Origin of the sequence: Pseudoalteromonas sp. 3D05 (genome assembly GCF_002723455.1) — a bacterium.
In the GTDB taxonomy this organism is placed as follows: domain Bacteria; phylum Pseudomonadota; class Gammaproteobacteria; order Enterobacterales; family Alteromonadaceae; genus Pseudoalteromonas.
This window is the reverse complement of record NZ_PDUS01000026.1, coordinates 13437-29662: the sequence shown is the minus strand read 5'-3', so window position 1 is coordinate 29662 and position 16226 is coordinate 13437. Positions and strand designations below refer to the sequence as shown.

At 39.8% G+C, this 16226-nt stretch carries 16 protein-coding genes; 5 read left to right on the top strand and 11 right to left on the bottom strand.

Features of this window, described 5'->3' with window-relative positions; genetic code table 11:
* The first annotated feature begins 113 nt into the window (after nucleotides 1-113).
* The 3 genes from ahpC (at nucleotide 114) to CSC79_RS18635 (ending at nucleotide 2954) form a co-directional block, all read left to right on the top strand.
* Nucleotides 114-683 (top strand): alkyl hydroperoxide reductase subunit C, encoded by a 570-nt coding sequence (gene ahpC, locus CSC79_RS18645; RefSeq protein ID WP_099297442.1) that lies wholly within the window; start codon nucleotides 114-116, stop codon nucleotides 681-683.
* 153 nt (nucleotides 684-836) lie between these two features.
* On the top strand, nucleotides 837-2411 hold the full coding sequence (gene ahpF / locus CSC79_RS18640; RefSeq protein ID WP_099297440.1) for an alkyl hydroperoxide reductase subunit F: 1575 nt from the start codon (nucleotides 837-839) through the stop codon (nucleotides 2409-2411).
* Nucleotides 2412-2549: 138 nt separating this feature from the next.
* A complete protein-coding gene (locus tag CSC79_RS18635; protein WP_099297438.1) occupies nucleotides 2550-2954 on the top strand; it encodes a GFA family protein in 405 nt (134 codons plus the stop codon).
* A gap of 2 nt (nucleotides 2955-2956) precedes the next feature.
* On the opposite strand, the gene CSC79_RS18630 is transcribed toward CSC79_RS18635, so the two are convergent.
* Entirely contained in the window at nucleotides 2957-3424 is a 468-nt protein-coding gene (locus CSC79_RS18630; RefSeq protein WP_099297436.1) for a DM13 domain-containing protein, read from the bottom strand.
* A 10-nt stretch (nucleotides 3425-3434) separates the two neighbouring features.
* Nucleotides 3435-4241: a transporter substrate-binding domain-containing protein gene (locus tag CSC79_RS18625; RefSeq protein ID WP_099297434.1), complete on the bottom strand. Its 807-nt coding sequence runs from the start codon at nucleotides 4239-4241 to the stop codon at nucleotides 3435-3437.
* A 137-nt stretch (nucleotides 4242-4378) separates the two neighbouring features.
* Here CSC79_RS18625 and CSC79_RS18620 point away from each other — a divergent pair, with 137 nt between their 5' ends.
* On the top strand, nucleotides 4379-6004 hold the full coding sequence (locus CSC79_RS18620) for a methyl-accepting chemotaxis protein (RefSeq protein WP_099297432.1): 1626 nt from the start codon (nucleotides 4379-4381) through the stop codon (nucleotides 6002-6004).
* Between the two features lie 8 nt (nucleotides 6005-6012).
* Here CSC79_RS18620 and CSC79_RS18615 read toward each other — a convergent pair whose 3' ends face one another.
* The 9 genes from CSC79_RS18615 to CSC79_RS18575 form a co-directional block, all read right to left on the bottom strand.
* A complete protein-coding gene (locus CSC79_RS18615) occupies nucleotides 6013-6438 on the bottom strand; it encodes a GNAT family N-acetyltransferase (protein ID WP_099297430.1) in 426 nt (141 codons plus the stop codon).
* 152 nt (nucleotides 6439-6590) lie between these two features.
* Nucleotides 6591-7826 carry an ABC transporter permease gene (locus CSC79_RS18610; protein WP_099297428.1) on the bottom strand — a complete coding sequence of 412 codons (1236 nt, stop codon included), beginning with the start codon at nucleotides 7824-7826 and terminating at the stop codon, nucleotides 6591-6593.
* Nucleotides 7823-9022, bottom strand: coding sequence for an efflux RND transporter periplasmic adaptor subunit (locus CSC79_RS18605; RefSeq protein WP_099297426.1), 1200 nt, complete (start codon nucleotides 9020-9022; stop codon nucleotides 7823-7825). Before CSC79_RS18605 ends, CSC79_RS18610 begins: the two co-directional genes overlap by 4 nt.
* Nucleotides 9019-10191: an HlyD family efflux transporter periplasmic adaptor subunit gene (locus CSC79_RS18600; RefSeq protein WP_099297424.1), complete on the bottom strand. Its 1173-nt coding sequence runs from the start codon at nucleotides 10189-10191 to the stop codon at nucleotides 9019-9021. Before CSC79_RS18600 ends, CSC79_RS18605 begins: the two co-directional genes overlap by 4 nt.
* Nucleotides 10184-11152, bottom strand: a complete 969-nt coding sequence (locus CSC79_RS18595) for an HlyD family secretion protein (protein ID WP_099297422.1) — start codon at nucleotides 11150-11152, stop codon at nucleotides 10184-10186. The genes CSC79_RS18600 and CSC79_RS18595 overlap by 8 nt, the downstream gene beginning before the upstream one ends.
* The gene (locus tag CSC79_RS18590; protein WP_099297420.1) at nucleotides 11146-11820 is read right to left on the bottom strand and encodes an ABC transporter ATP-binding protein; all 675 of its coding nucleotides are present in this window, start codon (nucleotides 11818-11820) and stop codon (nucleotides 11146-11148) included. The genes CSC79_RS18595 and CSC79_RS18590 overlap by 7 nt, the downstream gene beginning before the upstream one ends.
* Before the next feature lie 257 nt (nucleotides 11821-12077).
* On the bottom strand, nucleotides 12078-12530 hold the full coding sequence (locus tag CSC79_RS18585) for an activity regulator of membrane protease YbbK (RefSeq protein ID WP_099297418.1): 453 nt from the start codon (nucleotides 12528-12530) through the stop codon (nucleotides 12078-12080).
* A 16-nt stretch (nucleotides 12531-12546) separates the two neighbouring features.
* Nucleotides 12547-13500, bottom strand: coding sequence for a slipin family protein (locus CSC79_RS18580; RefSeq protein ID WP_099297416.1), 954 nt, complete (start codon nucleotides 13498-13500; stop codon nucleotides 12547-12549).
* Nucleotides 13501-13640: 140 nt separating this feature from the next.
* Entirely contained in the window at nucleotides 13641-15035 is a 1395-nt protein-coding gene (locus tag CSC79_RS18575; RefSeq protein WP_237114063.1) for a diguanylate cyclase, read from the bottom strand.
* Between the two features lie 283 nt (nucleotides 15036-15318).
* Here CSC79_RS18575 and CSC79_RS18570 point away from each other — a divergent pair, with 283 nt between their 5' ends.
* Entirely contained in the window at nucleotides 15319-16206 is an 888-nt protein-coding gene (locus CSC79_RS18570) for a cation diffusion facilitator family transporter (RefSeq protein ID WP_099297414.1), read from the top strand.
* Nucleotides 16207-16226: the final 20 nt, after the last annotated feature.

Genomic DNA, 16226 nt, shown 5'->3' with positions numbered 1-16226 from the left:
TCAATTTTATTTAATTTATGAATGGGCTTATTGTATTAATCAAGCCAACGCGATAGGCCAAACATATTGCTTGCGTTGGGCAACTTTAATCTTAAATATCAATGAGGAATACTATGAGCACTTCATTAATTAACACAAAAATTCAACCTTTCAACGCAACGGCATACCACAATGGTGATTTTGTAGAAGTATCTGAAAAAGATGTACTTGGTAAGTGGTCAATCTTCTTCTTTTACCCTGCAGATTTCACATTTGTATGTCCAACTGAGTTAGGTGACCTTGCAGATCATTATGCACAGCTTCAAGAGATGGGCGTAGAAGTTTACTCAGTATCAACTGATACACATTTTACCCATAAAGCATGGCATGACACGTCAGACACAATCGGTAAAATTACTTACCCTATGATTGGTGACCCAACTGGCCGTATTACACGTAGCTTTGGTGTCATGATTGAAGATGATGGCTTAGCGCTTCGTGGTACATTTGTAATGAACCCAGAAGGTGAAATTAAGGTTATCGAAACTCACGATTTAGGTATTGGTCGAAGTGCCAAAGAGTTAGTACGTAAAGTACAAGCTGCTCAATACATAGCCACTCACGACGGTGAAGTTTGTCCTGCATCTTGGCAGCCAGGTGAAGACACACTTGCCCCTTCACTAGACCTAGTTGGTAAAATCTAAATATAGTTTTTACCTGTAATAAAAGGGCAGGCAACTGCCCTCAAGCCAGCAGTGATCGCTGTTGGCTCCTCCCATATTAATATCGTTTATTAAGCACATCCGAAACTTGGTGTGGGAGGTTTGCTGCTCAAATTTCCACGTAAGGATTAAGCCATGTTAGATAACAACATAAAGAACCAGTTAAAAAGTCATTTTGAATCGCTTACACAACCTGTTGAGCTGCTTATTGCCTTGGATGACAGCAAAAAATCAGCAGAAGTCGAAAGCTTAGCAAATGATTTAGCATCACTAAGCGATAAATTTACGGTGATTAACAACCCCGACACTCGCGCCCGCCGCCCGTCTATGGTTGTTCACTCATCGGCTAAAAATACCCATATTACGTTTGCTGGCGTACCGATGGGACACGAATTTACAAGTTTAGTGTTGGCACTTTTGCATACCGGCGGACACGAAAATAAAGCAAAAAGTGAAGACATTGAACAAATACAATCACTTGAGCAAGAACTTAATTTTGAGATTTACATCAGCTTGAGTTGCCAAACGTGCCCACAAGTAGTTCAGGCGCTAAACACGATGGCGGCTACTAATAGCAATATTAAAGCAACAATGATTGATGGCGCGCTATTTCAAGAGGAAGTAGAAGAGCGCAACATTTTAGCAGTACCGGCTGTTTATTTAAATGGCGAACCATTTAGCCAAGGTGCATTGAGCCTAACTGATATATTAAACAAAGTAGATAGTAAAGGGGCGGCTCGCCAAGCTGCGGCACTTAGCAAAAAAGATAAATTTGACGTACTGGTTGTAGGCGGCGGCCCAGCAGGTGCGTCCGCAGCTATTTACTCTGCGCGTAAAGGTTTAAATACCGGTATTGTTGCAGAGCGGTTTGGTGGGCAAGTTGCAGATACACTTGGTATTGAAAACTTTATCTCTGTTAAAGCCACTGAAGGACCAAAGCTTGTAGCACAGCTTGAAGAGCATGTTAAAGAATACGATGTAGATGTAATGCATAACCAACGTGCTGCAGGGCTTGAACGCGTCAATAATCAGTACGAAATTACCCTAGAAAACGGTGCTACCTTAAAAGCCAAATCATTAGTGCTTGCAACCGGGGCTCGCTGGCGTGAAATGAATGTGCCAGGAGAGCAAGAATATCGTGGCCATGGTGTAGCGTATTGCCCACATTGTGATGGTCCTCTATTCAAAGGTAAACCAGTAGCTGTAATTGGGGGGGGTAACTCCGGTATTGAAGCCGCAATTGATTTAGCAAATATTGTAGAGCATGTAACGGTACTTGAATTTGCAGATACATTACGCGCTGATGAGGTTCTGATCCGCAAAGCAAACAGCTTAAATAATATTACTATTATTAAAAATGCTCAAACCACAGAGGTGGTAGGTGATGGTAACAAAGTCACTGGGCTAGCTTACAAAGACCGTGTAACAGGTGAAAGTAGAAACCTGAGCTTAGCCGGTATTTTTGTCCAAATTGGCTTAATTCCTAATACTGAATGGTTGAAAGACTCAGAGTTGGAACTCAGTCAATTTGGCGAGATTTTAGTAGACGCTAAAGGTGCTACCTCATTACCGGGTGTGTATGGTGCAGGTGACGCAACTAATACACCATTTAAGCAAATTATCATTGCAATGGGCAGTGGAGCAACAGCAAGCCTTGGTGCATTTGATTACTTAATTCGTCACACTGAGCAAAACAGTGACGCTGCTTAAAAACTCTTGATTTAACAGCCATACACCCATGACTGTTATTCTCCAAAGTCGCCCTCTCCAAAGGCGACTTTTTTCGTGTCTTAAAATAGGCGCTTGTGGTATGTTTTAAAATAATTGGAGAGATTTATTGGAAAATGCATGTACCAAGGAAGTTGTTTGTGTAAAAAAGTAGCGATTGAGGTCAATGGCCCAATAAGCAGTATTATCCATTGCCATTGCTCATTATGCAGAAAGTCTAGCGGCACAGCCTTTGCTACGAATGGTTTTGTTCAACGTGCTGATTTTAAAGTTGTTAAAGGCCAAGAAAGTTTAACGGCTTTTGAATTTAAACCGGGTCGTATTCGTCACTTTTGTACAGCTTGCGGCAGTCCAGTTTACAGTGAGAATCTCGATGACCCAACGCGCTTGAGATTACGATTAGGTATTTTAGACAGTGATATTAATGAGCGCCCACTCAGTCATAACTTTTGCAGCTCTAAAGCAAATTGGGAAGACTTTGATGCAAAGCTCGCTCATTATGACGGGTTTGAACCAACACGGTAAGTTTATTGGTATTTGGCTGCACTAATAAATTCGTCAAAGCTTTCGCACCAAATGATTACTGTATTAAAATCTGCAATATTAATGTCTTGCGGTATCTTGACTATAAAGCTGTTGAACGTTTTGATGCTTGCCACTCTTGTGAATGTTCCTTTAAATGCAAGGAACTCAGTTTCATTGTCTACAAAGCGATCAGCCAAATAAATTTGATAGTCTGGGCCAGGGCTAATTTCCCCTTCAAACGAAATGTGGCTATTGCTTAATTTTACCTGACCTTGTGCGAAATGCAGAAAATCAGAGCCCGGTAATTCGGCCTTAAACTCTCCTGTATACATCGCTTTTTGCGCATGATTGACAAGCTCTAGTTTACTGGGTGATGCGGGTGCTGTGAGAATTGGCAAGGCATACATGCCTGCTGCAAAACCAATTCCAAACACAATGATGTAGCTGAGTAGACGAATTAAAAGAGCCATCGTAATTGCCTTATTTTAAGTTAAATACCTTTCTAGAAGGTAAGTTCAAAGCACTGTATGAGCGGTTAATATAACGTTGATAGAGTTCGTCGAACTCACCGCTTTGTTGCAGTTTTAATAAACCACTTTGTAGTCTTGTTACGAGCAACTGGTCTTTTTTATGGGCATAGAAGTGATAGAAATTATCGTATTGCAACATTATTGTAGGTTCTATCACAAGCTGCTTGTAAGGTTGTTTTGCTATTTCAGTTGCAATTGCTGAGACTGAACGAGGAAAGTAATCAGCCAATCCTGTGGCTAATAACTTAAGCATTACATCATAGTCATGTTCGCCATTCACTGTTAGGCCATTCCTTATTAAGACATCGTAATCAGACCAAGTATGCTTTTGCAAAGCGACGAGTGGTTTTAGCTCATCGAGTGAATTGATATTTGCAAAGCGGTGTTGTTGCGACTGATTGATCATTAGCAATCGCTTTCCATGAAGGCCTTTGTACAGCGGGAGTGTGGTGTGAACAAGGTTTGAATGTGCGCTTTTAGACATAGAAAACCAGGCTAAATTAATGCTGCCTTCGTGGCTTAGCTCTTCAATGGCTCGTTTACGATTCATCGGGATGGTTGAGTAAGTAAATTTAACCTCAAAGTTTTCTTTTTTCAGGCTTGCACGCAGCAATGCATGCATGTAATCATTTTTTGGCGAATTGATATCACTCGGCGTTGCTAAGTGAAGGTTAATCACGTTTTCTTGCGCACACAAACTAAACACATGACATAGCAATACAAAACCAACAAACTTTGTGAATGAACGCAAGCGCATAATGCTATACCTACCTTGTTTAAATACATTAACTATAACCACTTTAGCCTAACAGGTGTAATTTATTGCATAAAAAATAACGCAAACTAAGAATTGCTATTATACTAAGCTTATCAATTAAGTATTGCGAGATAGAGATGTTAAATAACTATTCAGTTCGTACTCGCCTGGCTGTATTAGCATTACTGCCTTTAATAGTATTTTCCATTGTGTCTATTTATTCAATAAGCACCATGGGGCGATTAGTATCAGGGATTGATAGTTTATATGATGACCGTATTGTTCCGCTTAAACAGATAAAATCGGTATCAGATAATTATGCTGTAAATATTGTTGATTTGTTGCATAAATACCGTGCAGGGACTATTGAGCGTACTTCGCTTATATCTGCAGTAAACGACGCTAAAAGTACAGCAGAGCAACAATGGCAAGCCTACTTACAAACAACGCTGACAAGTGAAGAATTGCGGCTTGTGTCTAGTGTCGAAAATAAACTTTTACCAGTACAAGGCCATATAAGTGCTTTGTTAGAGGCGATTAACAACGGCGAATTTTCGTCATTATCGCAAAAGCAATTCGTTGCAGATCTTTATGCGCTTTTTGATCCCCTCAGCAGCAGTTACCAAGATTTAATAGATTTACAGCTTAAAGAGGCAAATAGCTTTAAACAACAAGCAGATGAGAACTATCAACTAATTAGATTCGCCATGATAGCAGCCATTGTAATACTCATTTTACTTTTATTAGTTGTGGCTTATTTTATTTATCGGTCAATACAAAACCCTGTAATGTGTTTGCGTCAAACTATTACTCAAATAGCGAGTGGCGCCGATTTGACGCTTCGAGCAGAGGTAAAAGGAAGCGATGAGATAGCAGATACTGCACAGAATTTTAATGCTATGCTATCGCGAATTCATACGCTAGTAACCGATATGGCAGGGGCGACTTTAACGCTTTCATCGGCTGCTGAACAAATGAACTCTATAAGTATACAAGTTGCCAGCACAGCAACTGAGCAAGAGCAGCAGTCAGCTATGATTGCAACAGCAATTACCCAAATGAGCAGCGCCATAGAGCAAGTTGCGCACAATGCCTGTGCTACATCAGAGAAAGCAGCCAATGCCGACACAAAAGCGCAACAAGGGCAGCAAGCCGTAGCAGATAATATTGAGTCGATTAATACCTTGTCTGCATTGGTCAATCAAAATACCGTGTTAATAACGGATTTAAACGCCCAAACAAATGAGATAAACCAAGTAGTAATGATGATTCAAGGGGTTGCTGAGCAAACTAACTTGCTTGCTCTGAATGCGGCGATAGAAGCTGCACGAGCTGGTGACTCTGGCCGCGGTTTTGCTGTTGTAGCAGATGAAGTCAGGCAGCTCGCCCACAATACCCAAAAAGCGACAGCCAGTATCAATGAAATGATCACTAAATTGCAAACCATGGCGCAACAAGCAGTTGGTGCAATGGAAAATGCTGAAAGTAGTGCAAAAGAAAGTGTTGATCATGCTCAGTACTCGTCTCAAGTGTTAAGTGAGATTAATCATGAAGTTACTGAAATATCTGATATGAACACGCAGGTATCAACTGCAACCCAAGAACAGCAATTAGTCGCAAATGAATTAAGTAGCAATATCAATGAATTTAGTTCAAGTATTACGTCGGTAAGTGAGAGCTCACAGCAAAATGCTCAAGCTTCACAAGAACTTGCTGAACTTGCATCAAGACTACAAGAGCAAGTAGGAGCGTTTAAGATCTGATTTACTGATTAGAGTTGCTGGTATACATCTGCGACACGAATTTCCATCATTGTTTCAGGGGCAGTTAAAGGTGTAAAACCAAACTGCTGATACAATGTATGGGCATCCGCTGTCGCTAAACAAAAGCGACGTAGGTTTTGTAGATCAGGGTGAGCCATAATTTCCGTTAGTAATATTTTGCTTAAACCTTTGCCTCGGTGTTCTTTTAGAATGAATACGTCTGCTAAATAGCCAAAAGTTGCGCAATCTGAGATGACTCTGGCAAAACCAACTTGCCCATCTTGCTCATGATACACGCCAAAACACAAAGAATTTTGTATAGCCTTACGCATAATCTCAATGGGAATCCCTTTCGCCCAATACGTGCCACAAATGAACGCATGTATGAGATCAATATTTAAACGTGATTGATTACAGCTTATTTGGTAGTTCATTATGTCCGGCCTCTACTATTTCATATTCTCTGCGAGCGTATACAACCTAAAGCCTGGTTAAGAAATGTACTGCTATGTGCTGATATTAAATAACAAATGTGTTTATTCGTCTTTAGCGTTTAGGTTATTTAGGTATCTTTTTAAAGTAACTATCAATCACTTTGCAATGCCTCAATGGGATCAAGCTGTGAAGCCTTAATTGCAGGATAAACACCGAAAGTTAAGCCTACTAGCGCGCAAATACTAAATGATAATAAAATGGCAGTTATAGACCACGATACAGCCCATTGCGAATAAATAGAAATAATCTCAGATAAAGCAATCCCAAATACAACGCCGAGTAAGCCCCCGAAGATAGAAATGGTAAAGCTCTCGGCAATAAATTGTATTCGAATATCTTTTTGCGTGGCACCAACAGCACGAAGCAGACCAATTTCTTTGGTGCGCTCTAGAACGGTTGCTAACATAATGTTCATGATCCCAATACCGCCAACTAATAAAGAGATGCCAGCTACACACGACATCACAATATTAAAAATTTGTTGAGTTTGTTTTTGTTGTGCAAGTAATGCTGCGGGTATCACTAATTCATAATCATCAATATCACTGTGGCGGTTTTTGAGTAAGTGATTAAGTGCTTGAGCCGCGACTATTGGATCTACAGACTTATCAATTGCAAATTTCAAACTGCTTAATTCGCTTTCAAGTAAGCCATTTTCAAAGCGGTGTAATGCGGTGCTTAATGGGATAAATACTTGGTTTTGTTCACTGCCCAATTTAATGCCTTGGAATTCTTTCTTTTTCAAATATGGCGCCTGCAAAATCCCTACAACTTCGAACCACAGGTGATTAATCTTTATTTGTTGACCAAGTGCATCGCCAAGTGGAAAAAGCTGTTTAGCCGTGTTTGCGCCAAGTAATGCAACTTGTGCGAAGTGCTTATTGTCGGCTTGATTTAGCGAACGACCTTGAAATAGCTCAAAATGAGACAACGCAAAATAATTTGCACTGACCCCAATAGCTCGGCTATCGCTGTCAGTGTACTGACTAAATATATGGTAAGTTTTAACATTCTTTTGTGATGCAAAATCGGTTATAAATGGGAGTGACTCATGGGCAACTTGTGCGTCTCGCAAGCTCAAACCTGCCGAATGCTTACGTTGCTCCTTTAACTCTTCTTCATTAAATTCCTTGGTATTTACAATTAAGTTATATAAGCCCATGGAGTCAATCATTTTCATTGCTTCTCGTTCAGCGCCTTCACCAATATTCAGCATAGCTATAACGGCCCCAACACCAAAGATCATTCCTAACAAGGTTAACAGCGTGCGTAATTTATGCTGTGCAAGCTCCATGGTTGTGTCGATAAATAAACTGAGATACTTCATTGGATGTCCTTTATATCTATCAGTGAAATAACATCTTTGCTTGTTAAACCATCTAGTATTTCAACATGACTTAAGTTATGTTTACCCAACTTAACCGTTGTTTTTACAAACTCTCCAGATTGTTCAAGGTAGACATAATGTGCATTTTGTTCAGTAAATACACTTTGCTTAGGTACAACCAAGCGTTCACTCCGCGGAGTAACGAGAATACGGGCATCAAGCTTTAAGCCTGGGCGCAAAATAGGCGTCTGCTTTGTAATGCTAGCCTTTAGTTCGTAATATTTTTGTGGATCGCCGCGCTTTATTGACTTAGGAAAAGGGGAGACGTTAATGACCTCGCCGTTAAATTGCTTTTCAGGCAAAGCAATCAGTTGAAATTGCAGTGATTGTCCTGGCGCTAAATCGATTGCTTCTCGCTCAGGAACATACAGCTTTAATTGCATCTGGCTGATATCAGGTAGGGCTGCAATTTTTTGACCCGGCCATAAAGTCTCGCCAGCACGAGGCTTTTCACCACGCCAATTAGTATTGTGGGTTAACAGTCCATCATGGGGGGCAATGATTTCAAGTTGAGACAGGTTAGTATTAAGCATGGCTAATTTTTGCGTGTATTGATCTTCCTGCATTTTTAATAGCATGATCTCCCCCGCAGCACTTTGCTCAAACCGCTTAGTTTGCCATTCGAAATAATCGTGTTTAGCATTTAAAAATTCAACGTTTTGTTGGGTTTCTAAGATATCTAGTTTTGAACGAATGCGCTCATCTTCTATAGAATAATCTTCAGCAAATTGCTTTTCTTGATTTACCATTACAATATCGTGATTTAGGATGGCTCTATCTTTACCAATAGCCCCTGATTTTTGCGTTAAATCTTGTGCTGTTTGAGCCGCTTTATTGTTGTGCTTTTGGCTTTGGCGGCGCATTAACTCGCCGTCAAAACGGGCAATAACATCCCCTTTTTTAACTTGGCTGTATTCAGGCATGAGCCAAGCTATTGTTTGTGGTCCTTTTGATGACGCTGGCGTACTAATAATGGTCTCATTTGCCGCAATCAGGTGACCCTTAGCTTGTACTTCGGTTAAAAACTCTTGTCGCTCAACCGTGTAAGTCAATGCGCTTGATGCGATATTTTCTTTTGAACATCCTGCAATTAACAATACTGATGAAAAAACAACTAATGTAAAATATATCTTCATAATTTCACCTCATCACCGACTTTTAAACCGCTTGTAACGACAGCAATATTATCTGAAAAATGACTTATCGTAATAAACTGTTTATCGTTTTCAGTAGTTGTTACATAAGGGCCTGTTTGGTCGTATCGAATACTCGCTAATGGAATACTAAGTACCTGCGAAAGTTCCGCGGTTGTTATTTCGAGTCGTGCAGTCAATCCAGGACGAATAATGCTGGTATCAAGATCGTCAATGCTCACTATGGCATCAATAATACGGCGCTTATCTTGAGGCGATTTTTCAGTGAAAACACGGCCTAAACGTTTAACTTTACCTGAGACAACGATTTCAGAGCTGCCATCAATCGTTATTTTTACAATTTGGCCAGGCGCTATTTTACCGCTGTCAGGTTCATCTATTTGCGCTTTAATTTGCATGTCTTGTAATACTGCAAGTTCAATAACAGGTTGACCAAACTGGACGCTTTCGCCAATTGATGACTTTTCGCCCTCATAATTAGTTTTATAAGTGACTAAACCATCAATAGGCGCCTTGACTTTAAGTCGTTCAATATCCTTTAAGAAACCGTTAACTTCGCTTTGAAGGCGCGCAACCTTACTTTCTGCAGTTTTTAAATTGAGCTTTTTGCTTTGTAGTTGATACGCTTGTTTACTCTTGGCAAGAGTGAGGTCATTGTCCGCAATGGTAAAATCAATCTGAGATTTTTTACGATCAACCTCTGAGCGAGAGTTATCAACTATTTGGGCTCTGCGCTTAGCTCTATCGTAATTCATTTTCATTTCAGCAACTTTAAGAGCCAGCTCTTGTTCTTTTATTAACTCTTTGTTTTGCGCATTTTCGAGTTGTTTTTTTGCTCTTTCCAGTTTGCCTTGCTTGTCGATTAGCCTGTCTCTAACAGGTTTATCATCGAATGAGATAACTACTTGGCCTTTTTTCACATGGCTGTTTTCTGGTTGCATGGTTTTTATTTGATATTGCCACATACGAGCCACAGAGGGCGGGGCAATCATTGCACTTGAAGATGACTCTAATTCTCCATTAGCTTTTACAGTGAGCACAACATCGTTGCTTTTTACATTAAAGTGCTGGTTGTCGGGTTCACTACAGGCTGATAGAAATAGCGCGGTCACAATGAGTAGCGGTTTAAAATAATTGGCCTGTTTATTCATGCCCAGTAGCTCCCATTGTTAATTTTGCACTCATGCCAGGTAACAGATTTAAACCTGGTGCGGTAAAGTTAAAACGTGCTCTAAAATAGGCATCTTTACCCCATTGTAAGCGCTCTTCTGGTTGAGTGGATATTTCAGTAAGTGTGGCCTGTAATGGGTGTTTCAAATAAGCATCAAAGAGAAGGTCAGCCTGTTGCCCGACTTTAAGGTCTTTATAATCAATTTCGTGGATCCAAGCTTCAATATACAGCTCGCTCATGGCAGGAATTTCAGCAATTTGCCAACCCGGTTGCGCAGTCATTCCTACAAACGCTTTTTCACCGTTCCATGGGTGATTAGCATAGAGCACAGGCCCTGTGCGCAGTGCTGAAATAGTCATACTTTCTAGTTGAGTTTTATTGTACTGCAGGTCGGTTTTTAGCTGCTCAATGATAAGCTGTTGCTTGTTATGTGCGACGATGTTTTCAGTTTTGACTTGAATAAGTTCTTCAGATGATTTTTGTCGATTAATTAATGCTTTTTCTAATTCAAGTTGATTTTTTTGATAATCATATGTGCTCAGGTTATCTTGCGGAATGGCAGCATCAATGCGCGCTCGTTGAACTAATAGTTCAGTGCGTTTATAGTTAAACTCAGCTTCAATTTGCTTTTCTTCATTGCTGGTGGTTATACGGACTAACTCTTCTTTTGCCGCTTCCAAGCTTACTTCATCTTGTTCAATGTTGGTCGCGATAGAGCCACTGTCGAATACAACGACAATTTCACCTTGTTGAGCAATGTCTCCTTCTTCCATCATCCACTGAACTTGTACTCGCCAGTTATCAGATTTAGGAGCATAAAAAGTTTGTTGTTCACTTGCTTTTAACTCACCACTTAATAGCAGAGGCTGTGCAAGGGTTGAATATGTAACGCAGCACAGCAAGAATACTAAACTGGTTTTAATGTATTGTTTAATTAACATCCGCTGTCCTCAATAACGACGCCGTCTTTCATCCTGATAATACGCTTTGCGTAAGCTGCAATATCTTCTTCGTGCGTAACCATGACTAAGGTATGGCCTTGTTGATGAAGCGTACAGAGTAATTCCATAATTTCATGTGATGTTTTGCTATCGAGGTTTCCTGTGGGCTCATCGGCAAATATGACGTTAGGCTCGTTTATAAGCGCTCTTGCTATGGCAACGCGCTGGCGTTGACCACCGGACATTTCAAAAGGCTTATGATGTGCTCGTGTCTCAAGACCCACTTTGTCTAACATGGCCATGGCTCTCTCGTTGGCTTGATGTTTGGGTATGTCAGTATAACGAAGTGGAAGAGAAACGTTGTCTTGTGCGCTTAAACGGGTTAGCAAATGAAAGGTTTGAAAAATGAACCCAATTTTTTTGTTACGAATTGATGAAAGACTTATATCATCAATTTCTTTTATACTTTCCCCAGAAAGTAGGTAGTTACCAGATGAAGGAGTATCTAAGCAGCCTAAAATATTCATTAGGGTGGATTTACCTGAGCCGGACGCGCCCATAACAGCAACAAACTCACCTTCCTTGATGTGTAATGAGACATTTTTTAATGCCATCACTTTTGTTTCACCGGCACCGTAAGTACGGTAAAGGTTTTCAACCCTGATCATATTGTTACTTTTTTATTATAGCTTTGGATTTATAAACTATCGATAAATATGACAATAAACAAGCTAAAATTGCACAGTAAGTGAAATTATAAAGTATTTATTTTTCAATAAAATCAATTGTTAATATTTTGTTTTGTTGCTTTTTTGAGAATAATATAAGCGCCTAGGTGGGTATTAATAAGGGGTCATAAATGTGTGGTTAAGTAGCGTGTATTTAAAACCACGCTACTTGTGTTACCGAGCTTGAAGAGTCGGTGTTAGATTGCTTCAACCCAAAGTACGCCTACTTCTTTTTTTATTACTTTTACATGGGTTCCGGCAGGTAATGGTTGGTGGCTTTTTAATTTCCAATTAATGCCAGAGTACGCATGCGTAGTTAAACCTAAATCATCAACATCATTTTTAATTATAAAATTTAGCTCAGCAAAGTCGCTATTTATGTCTTTGCTGTCTACGTTGTTTTGCATGCGCTTTAGCGGTTTCCACAATAAGACAGCACACGCTGAGGTGATCAGTGTATTACTCCAAAGAGCTGTCGTTAGTGATGTTTCAAGCAGGCCTACGTTCATCATTAGGCCGGTTGAAAATAATGAGATGCCTAAAAAAAGCAGTATAAATGTCGATAGCCCAAGCACAGCCACTTCGATAATTAGAGCTATTACACCTAAGATCATTAAGGCTTCGGGTAAATTATTAACAATATACTCCATCGGTTACTCCACTGTGTTAGCTTTTTTGCTTTTGGTTTAATGAGTTGATAATTGACATGCCTTGCGCGACTAATGAGCTTGCATCGGTGCCGTTATCAGGCAACAAAACAACGGATGATTCACGCGCAATGGCTTCTTTTGCGGCAATCGCCTTTGTTGCTAAATCGAGTTGTATCGCTTTTTGACCTTCTTCAGTGTCTGCTGCTTCACCTACTTTACGCAGTGCATCAGCTTGCGCTTCAGCGACAGCTATGATTGCTTTTGCCTCACCTTCTGCTTGCAGTATTTGTTCAGCTTTGTCAGCTTCAGCAGCTAATACTTGCGCTTGCTTCTTACCTTCTGCGACATTGATGTTAGCTTGGCGATCACCCTCTGACTCTAAGATTTGTGCTCGTTTTACACGCTCCGCTTTCATTTGCGCTTCCATCGCTTCCATTACAGATTGTGGCGGTACAATGTCTTTAATTTCATAGCGCAATACTTGAATGCCCCAAGGCTCAGCCGCTTGGTTAATTGCAGTGACGATATTTGTATTTAACAGATCTCGCTCTTCAAAGGTTTTATCTAATTCCATTTTACCAAGCTCAGAACGCATAGTGGTTTGTGATAACTGTGTAACTGCAAAAACGTAGTCATCAACACCGTAAGTTGCTTTGTACGGGTCTAGTACGCGAAAATAAAGCACGCCATCTACAATAAGTGAAATGTTGTCTTTGGTTATAGCTGATTGAGAAGGAACATCTTGTGCCTGTTCTTTAAGGCTTCTATCGGCGGCAATGCGATCTACAAATGGTACAATGAAATTCAGCCCCGCTTCTTTGGTTGATTGGTATTTACCAAAGCGCTCTATTAGCCATGCGCGATTTTGTGGAACAAATTTAACGCTACTTTTAAGCAGCACTAAAACAAAGATAAGTAAAAACGCTTCAACAGTGAAAACCATGTTGAGAATTTGCGTAATGGGGTCCATAAGTGCTCTCCTTAGAATCAAGCAACGATGCTTGTTTTTGAAATGTGTCCAATTGCAATTAACTTCAGATTACCACTAGTGTATTAATTCAACTAGTAAAAGTTGTTTAAGCAGCCTGACATATAAAAAGGCTCTACAAGCTATTTATCAAATATGCTGATGGTGTTACGTCCTGAGTTTTTAGCGATGTACAAAGCGCTGTCTGCTGCGAGGATCATCGAGTCCTCTGTGGTTGCTTTATCAGGAATACAGGTATAACAACCAATACTTAGAGTCAGGTTTTTGGATATACTTGAAAAAGGGTGGGCTATTTGCAACTCGCTAATACATTTTTGCAATAACTGCGCAAATTGACTGCATTGCTCTTTATCTAAGCAAGGTAAAATAATTGCAAACTCTTCACCTCCGTAACGCGCTGCTAAATCTCCTTCGCGCTTACATAGTCGATGGAGTGCTTTAGCTACCTTTTTAAGAACCTGATCACCTTGTTGGTGGCCATAGTTATCGTTGTAGAGTTTAAAGTAGTCAATATCACAAATTATTAAGCTGAGAGGTTGGTTGGCACGCGCAGCTCGAAGAATTTCAGTTTTTAAGGTTTGATCAAACCTGCGCCGGTTTGCTATTGAAGTCAAGCTATCAATATTGGCTTGTGTTTCTAGCTCTTTATTTACTTTAAGTAATTGTTGTTGCATTTGTTCAATATGCAGCTTGTAGGATGCATTTTTCAATGCGCTAGTAAGTATTTCACCAACTAATTTTATTCTAATTAAATCCGTTTCTGTCCAATCGTGTGCATTGCTCACACAGTCACACCCTATAAATCCAAATAAGGCGTTTTCAGAGTGTAATGCTATGCATAATAGGGACTTTATACCTTCAGCTTGAAATTCTGCTTTTTCTGGAGCGGCTTCATGAGGCAGTTTATTCACATCAGAGACAATAAAAACGCCCTCGCTTTTTAGCTTTCTAAAAAAGTACGGAAGAGCCTCTTGAGGAATATTCTGTAAGCGTTGTTTAAAGGGAATTATGGTGTGATTGACCCACTCATGAGTATTACTCATCAGCATCCCATCTTGGCTAAATTGAAACAAATAACTCCGATCGGCATCACAAAATGTGCCAATTGTTTGTAGCACATCTTCTATTTTCTTATCAACACTGTCTGATTGTATATCAATGAGTTGGCTTGATATTTTAGCGATGACTTCGTCAAAGTTATCGGACTTAGTGGTATTATTCAATTGGTCAAAAATATAAATGCTTGTGCGGTTATCTATATTTGTAAGTTTAACACGGACTCTATTGTGTAAAGGGCTTATTAAAAAATCATCATCCGCTAATGCATGTTCAGCAGACAAGAAGGTCGCCAGTGTAGTTGTATTGCGTGATAAGTTTGATGTAATAGTAATGCGCTTTAATTTTTCAGAAGTAATTTCGATTTGCTCAGGAAGGTTGAACATATTTCTAGCAAGTGCGTTAGAGTGCACCGAGGACGAGGCATCGCGCATTACTATAGCATAAGGGAGTGCTTGCAAAGTACACCATATTGTTTTGGAGTCCAGTTGCGTTTTGGCTGACGACACGATGGTAAATAACCCTATAACTTCCTATTAACATAGTTAGTTTACAATCAATTACTGAAAAATGGTATTTTTTGACCGCAATTGATTAATATATTACACACTGTATTATGCGCGGGACTTTTTTAGTGCGTTTGAGCTCGGGAAGTATTATAATTGATATTGTATATCATTACTGTTTGATTCTTTCATAAATGATGCTATTTCCTTCTATTTTATACAGGTAAACCACACCTTCATGACCGATATTACGACGCATAAAGCTTCTCGGCGACGCCTTTTAATTGCACTTGCAATCACTTGCTCTTTTATGATTATCCAAGTCGTGGGTGCTTATTATGCAAACTCTCTTGCCGTGCTAGCAGATGCAGGCCATCTATTTGTACATAATAGCTCACTTTTTATTGCTTTATTAGCATCTAGCTTAGCAATTCATTTAGCCAAAACATATAACGATGGTTATCAAAAAGCTGAGTTAACGGGCGGCTTAATCAATGGTTGTCTTTATTTAGCGATCAGCTTGGTTATTTTGTTTGAGGGAGGTGAGAGATTACTTCATCACCATGAGGGAGAAGGTGTTGCTGTAAATAGTTATTTAATGTCTGTAATCGCTGCGATTGGATTCTTATTTCATGGCGCTGCTGCATGGGTATTATATAAAGGGCGTAAAGCAAGCATTAACGTATATGCTGTATTTCTTCATTCATTCTTTGATCTTATATCAACTGTTTCGACTTTTATTGCAGGTGTCCTTATTTATCTCACCGGTTGGACAGTTATAGATATATTATCAAGTATGCTTATCGCATTATTTGTATTTTTCACTGGAATTAAAGTGATAATCTCTTGTGTTAAAGGGTTATCGCAAAGTAACGCCAAATTACCAGACGTCAATGATATTGAATCATCGATCAGCCAAGTTGAACATGTGGAAAATGTCCACAATGTGACAGTAACGCGTCGCGAAAAGAAGCTAGTTGTAGGTGCCCATGTCGTATTGAAACAACATTGCACTAAAGAAAAGCATGATGAAGCTTGTCGATTGAAAGTAGAGCAGCTGTTGGCTAAGCGGTTTAATATCGCAGAAAGCGTTTTACAGATTGAAAGTAACGGATGCCTTCATTAACTATGAAATTGGACAGTTTT

Excerpts from the sequence above, each read along its gene's own strand:
- CSC79_RS18605 (WP_099297426.1), bottom strand. The coding sequence starts at position 9,022 with ATGAAGATATATTTTACATTAGTTGTTTTTTCATCAGTATTGTTAATT.
- CSC79_RS18600 (WP_099297424.1), bottom strand. The coding sequence starts at position 10,191 with ATGAATAAACAGGCCAATTATTTTAAACCGCTACTCATTGTGACCGCG.
- CSC79_RS18570 (WP_099297414.1), top strand. The coding sequence starts at position 15,319 with ATGACCGATATTACGACGCATAAAGCTTCTCGGCGACGCCTTTTAATT.
- CSC79_RS18635 (WP_099297438.1), top strand. The coding sequence starts at position 2,550 with ATGTACCAAGGAAGTTGTTTGTGTAAAAAAGTAGCGATTGAGGTCAAT.
- ahpC (WP_099297442.1), top strand. The coding sequence starts at position 114 with ATGAGCACTTCATTAATTAACACAAAAATTCAACCTTTCAACGCAACG.
- CSC79_RS18625 (WP_099297434.1), bottom strand. The coding sequence starts at position 4,241 with ATGCGCTTGCGTTCATTCACAAAGTTTGTTGGTTTTGTATTGCTATGT.
- CSC79_RS18580 (WP_099297416.1), bottom strand. The coding sequence starts at position 13,500 with ATGGACCCCATTACGCAAATTCTCAACATGGTTTTCACTGTTGAAGCG.
- CSC79_RS18585 (WP_099297418.1), bottom strand. The coding sequence starts at position 12,530 with ATGGAGTATATTGTTAATAATTTACCCGAAGCCTTAATGATCTTAGGT.
- CSC79_RS18610 (WP_099297428.1), bottom strand. The coding sequence starts at position 7,826 with ATGAAGTATCTCAGTTTATTTATCGACACAACCATGGAGCTTGCACAG.
- CSC79_RS18620 (WP_099297432.1), top strand. The coding sequence starts at position 4,379 with ATGTTAAATAACTATTCAGTTCGTACTCGCCTGGCTGTATTAGCATTA.
- ahpF (WP_099297440.1), top strand. The coding sequence starts at position 837 with ATGTTAGATAACAACATAAAGAACCAGTTAAAAAGTCATTTTGAATCG.
- CSC79_RS18595 (WP_099297422.1), bottom strand. The coding sequence starts at position 11,152 with ATGTTAATTAAACAATACATTAAAACCAGTTTAGTATTCTTGCTGTGC.
- CSC79_RS18590 (WP_099297420.1), bottom strand. The coding sequence starts at position 11,820 with ATGATCAGGGTTGAAAACCTTTACCGTACTTACGGTGCCGGTGAAACA.
- CSC79_RS18615 (WP_099297430.1), bottom strand. The coding sequence starts at position 6,438 with ATGAACTACCAAATAAGCTGTAATCAATCACGTTTAAATATTGATCTC.
- CSC79_RS18630 (WP_099297436.1), bottom strand. The coding sequence starts at position 3,424 with ATGGCTCTTTTAATTCGTCTACTCAGCTACATCATTGTGTTTGGAATT.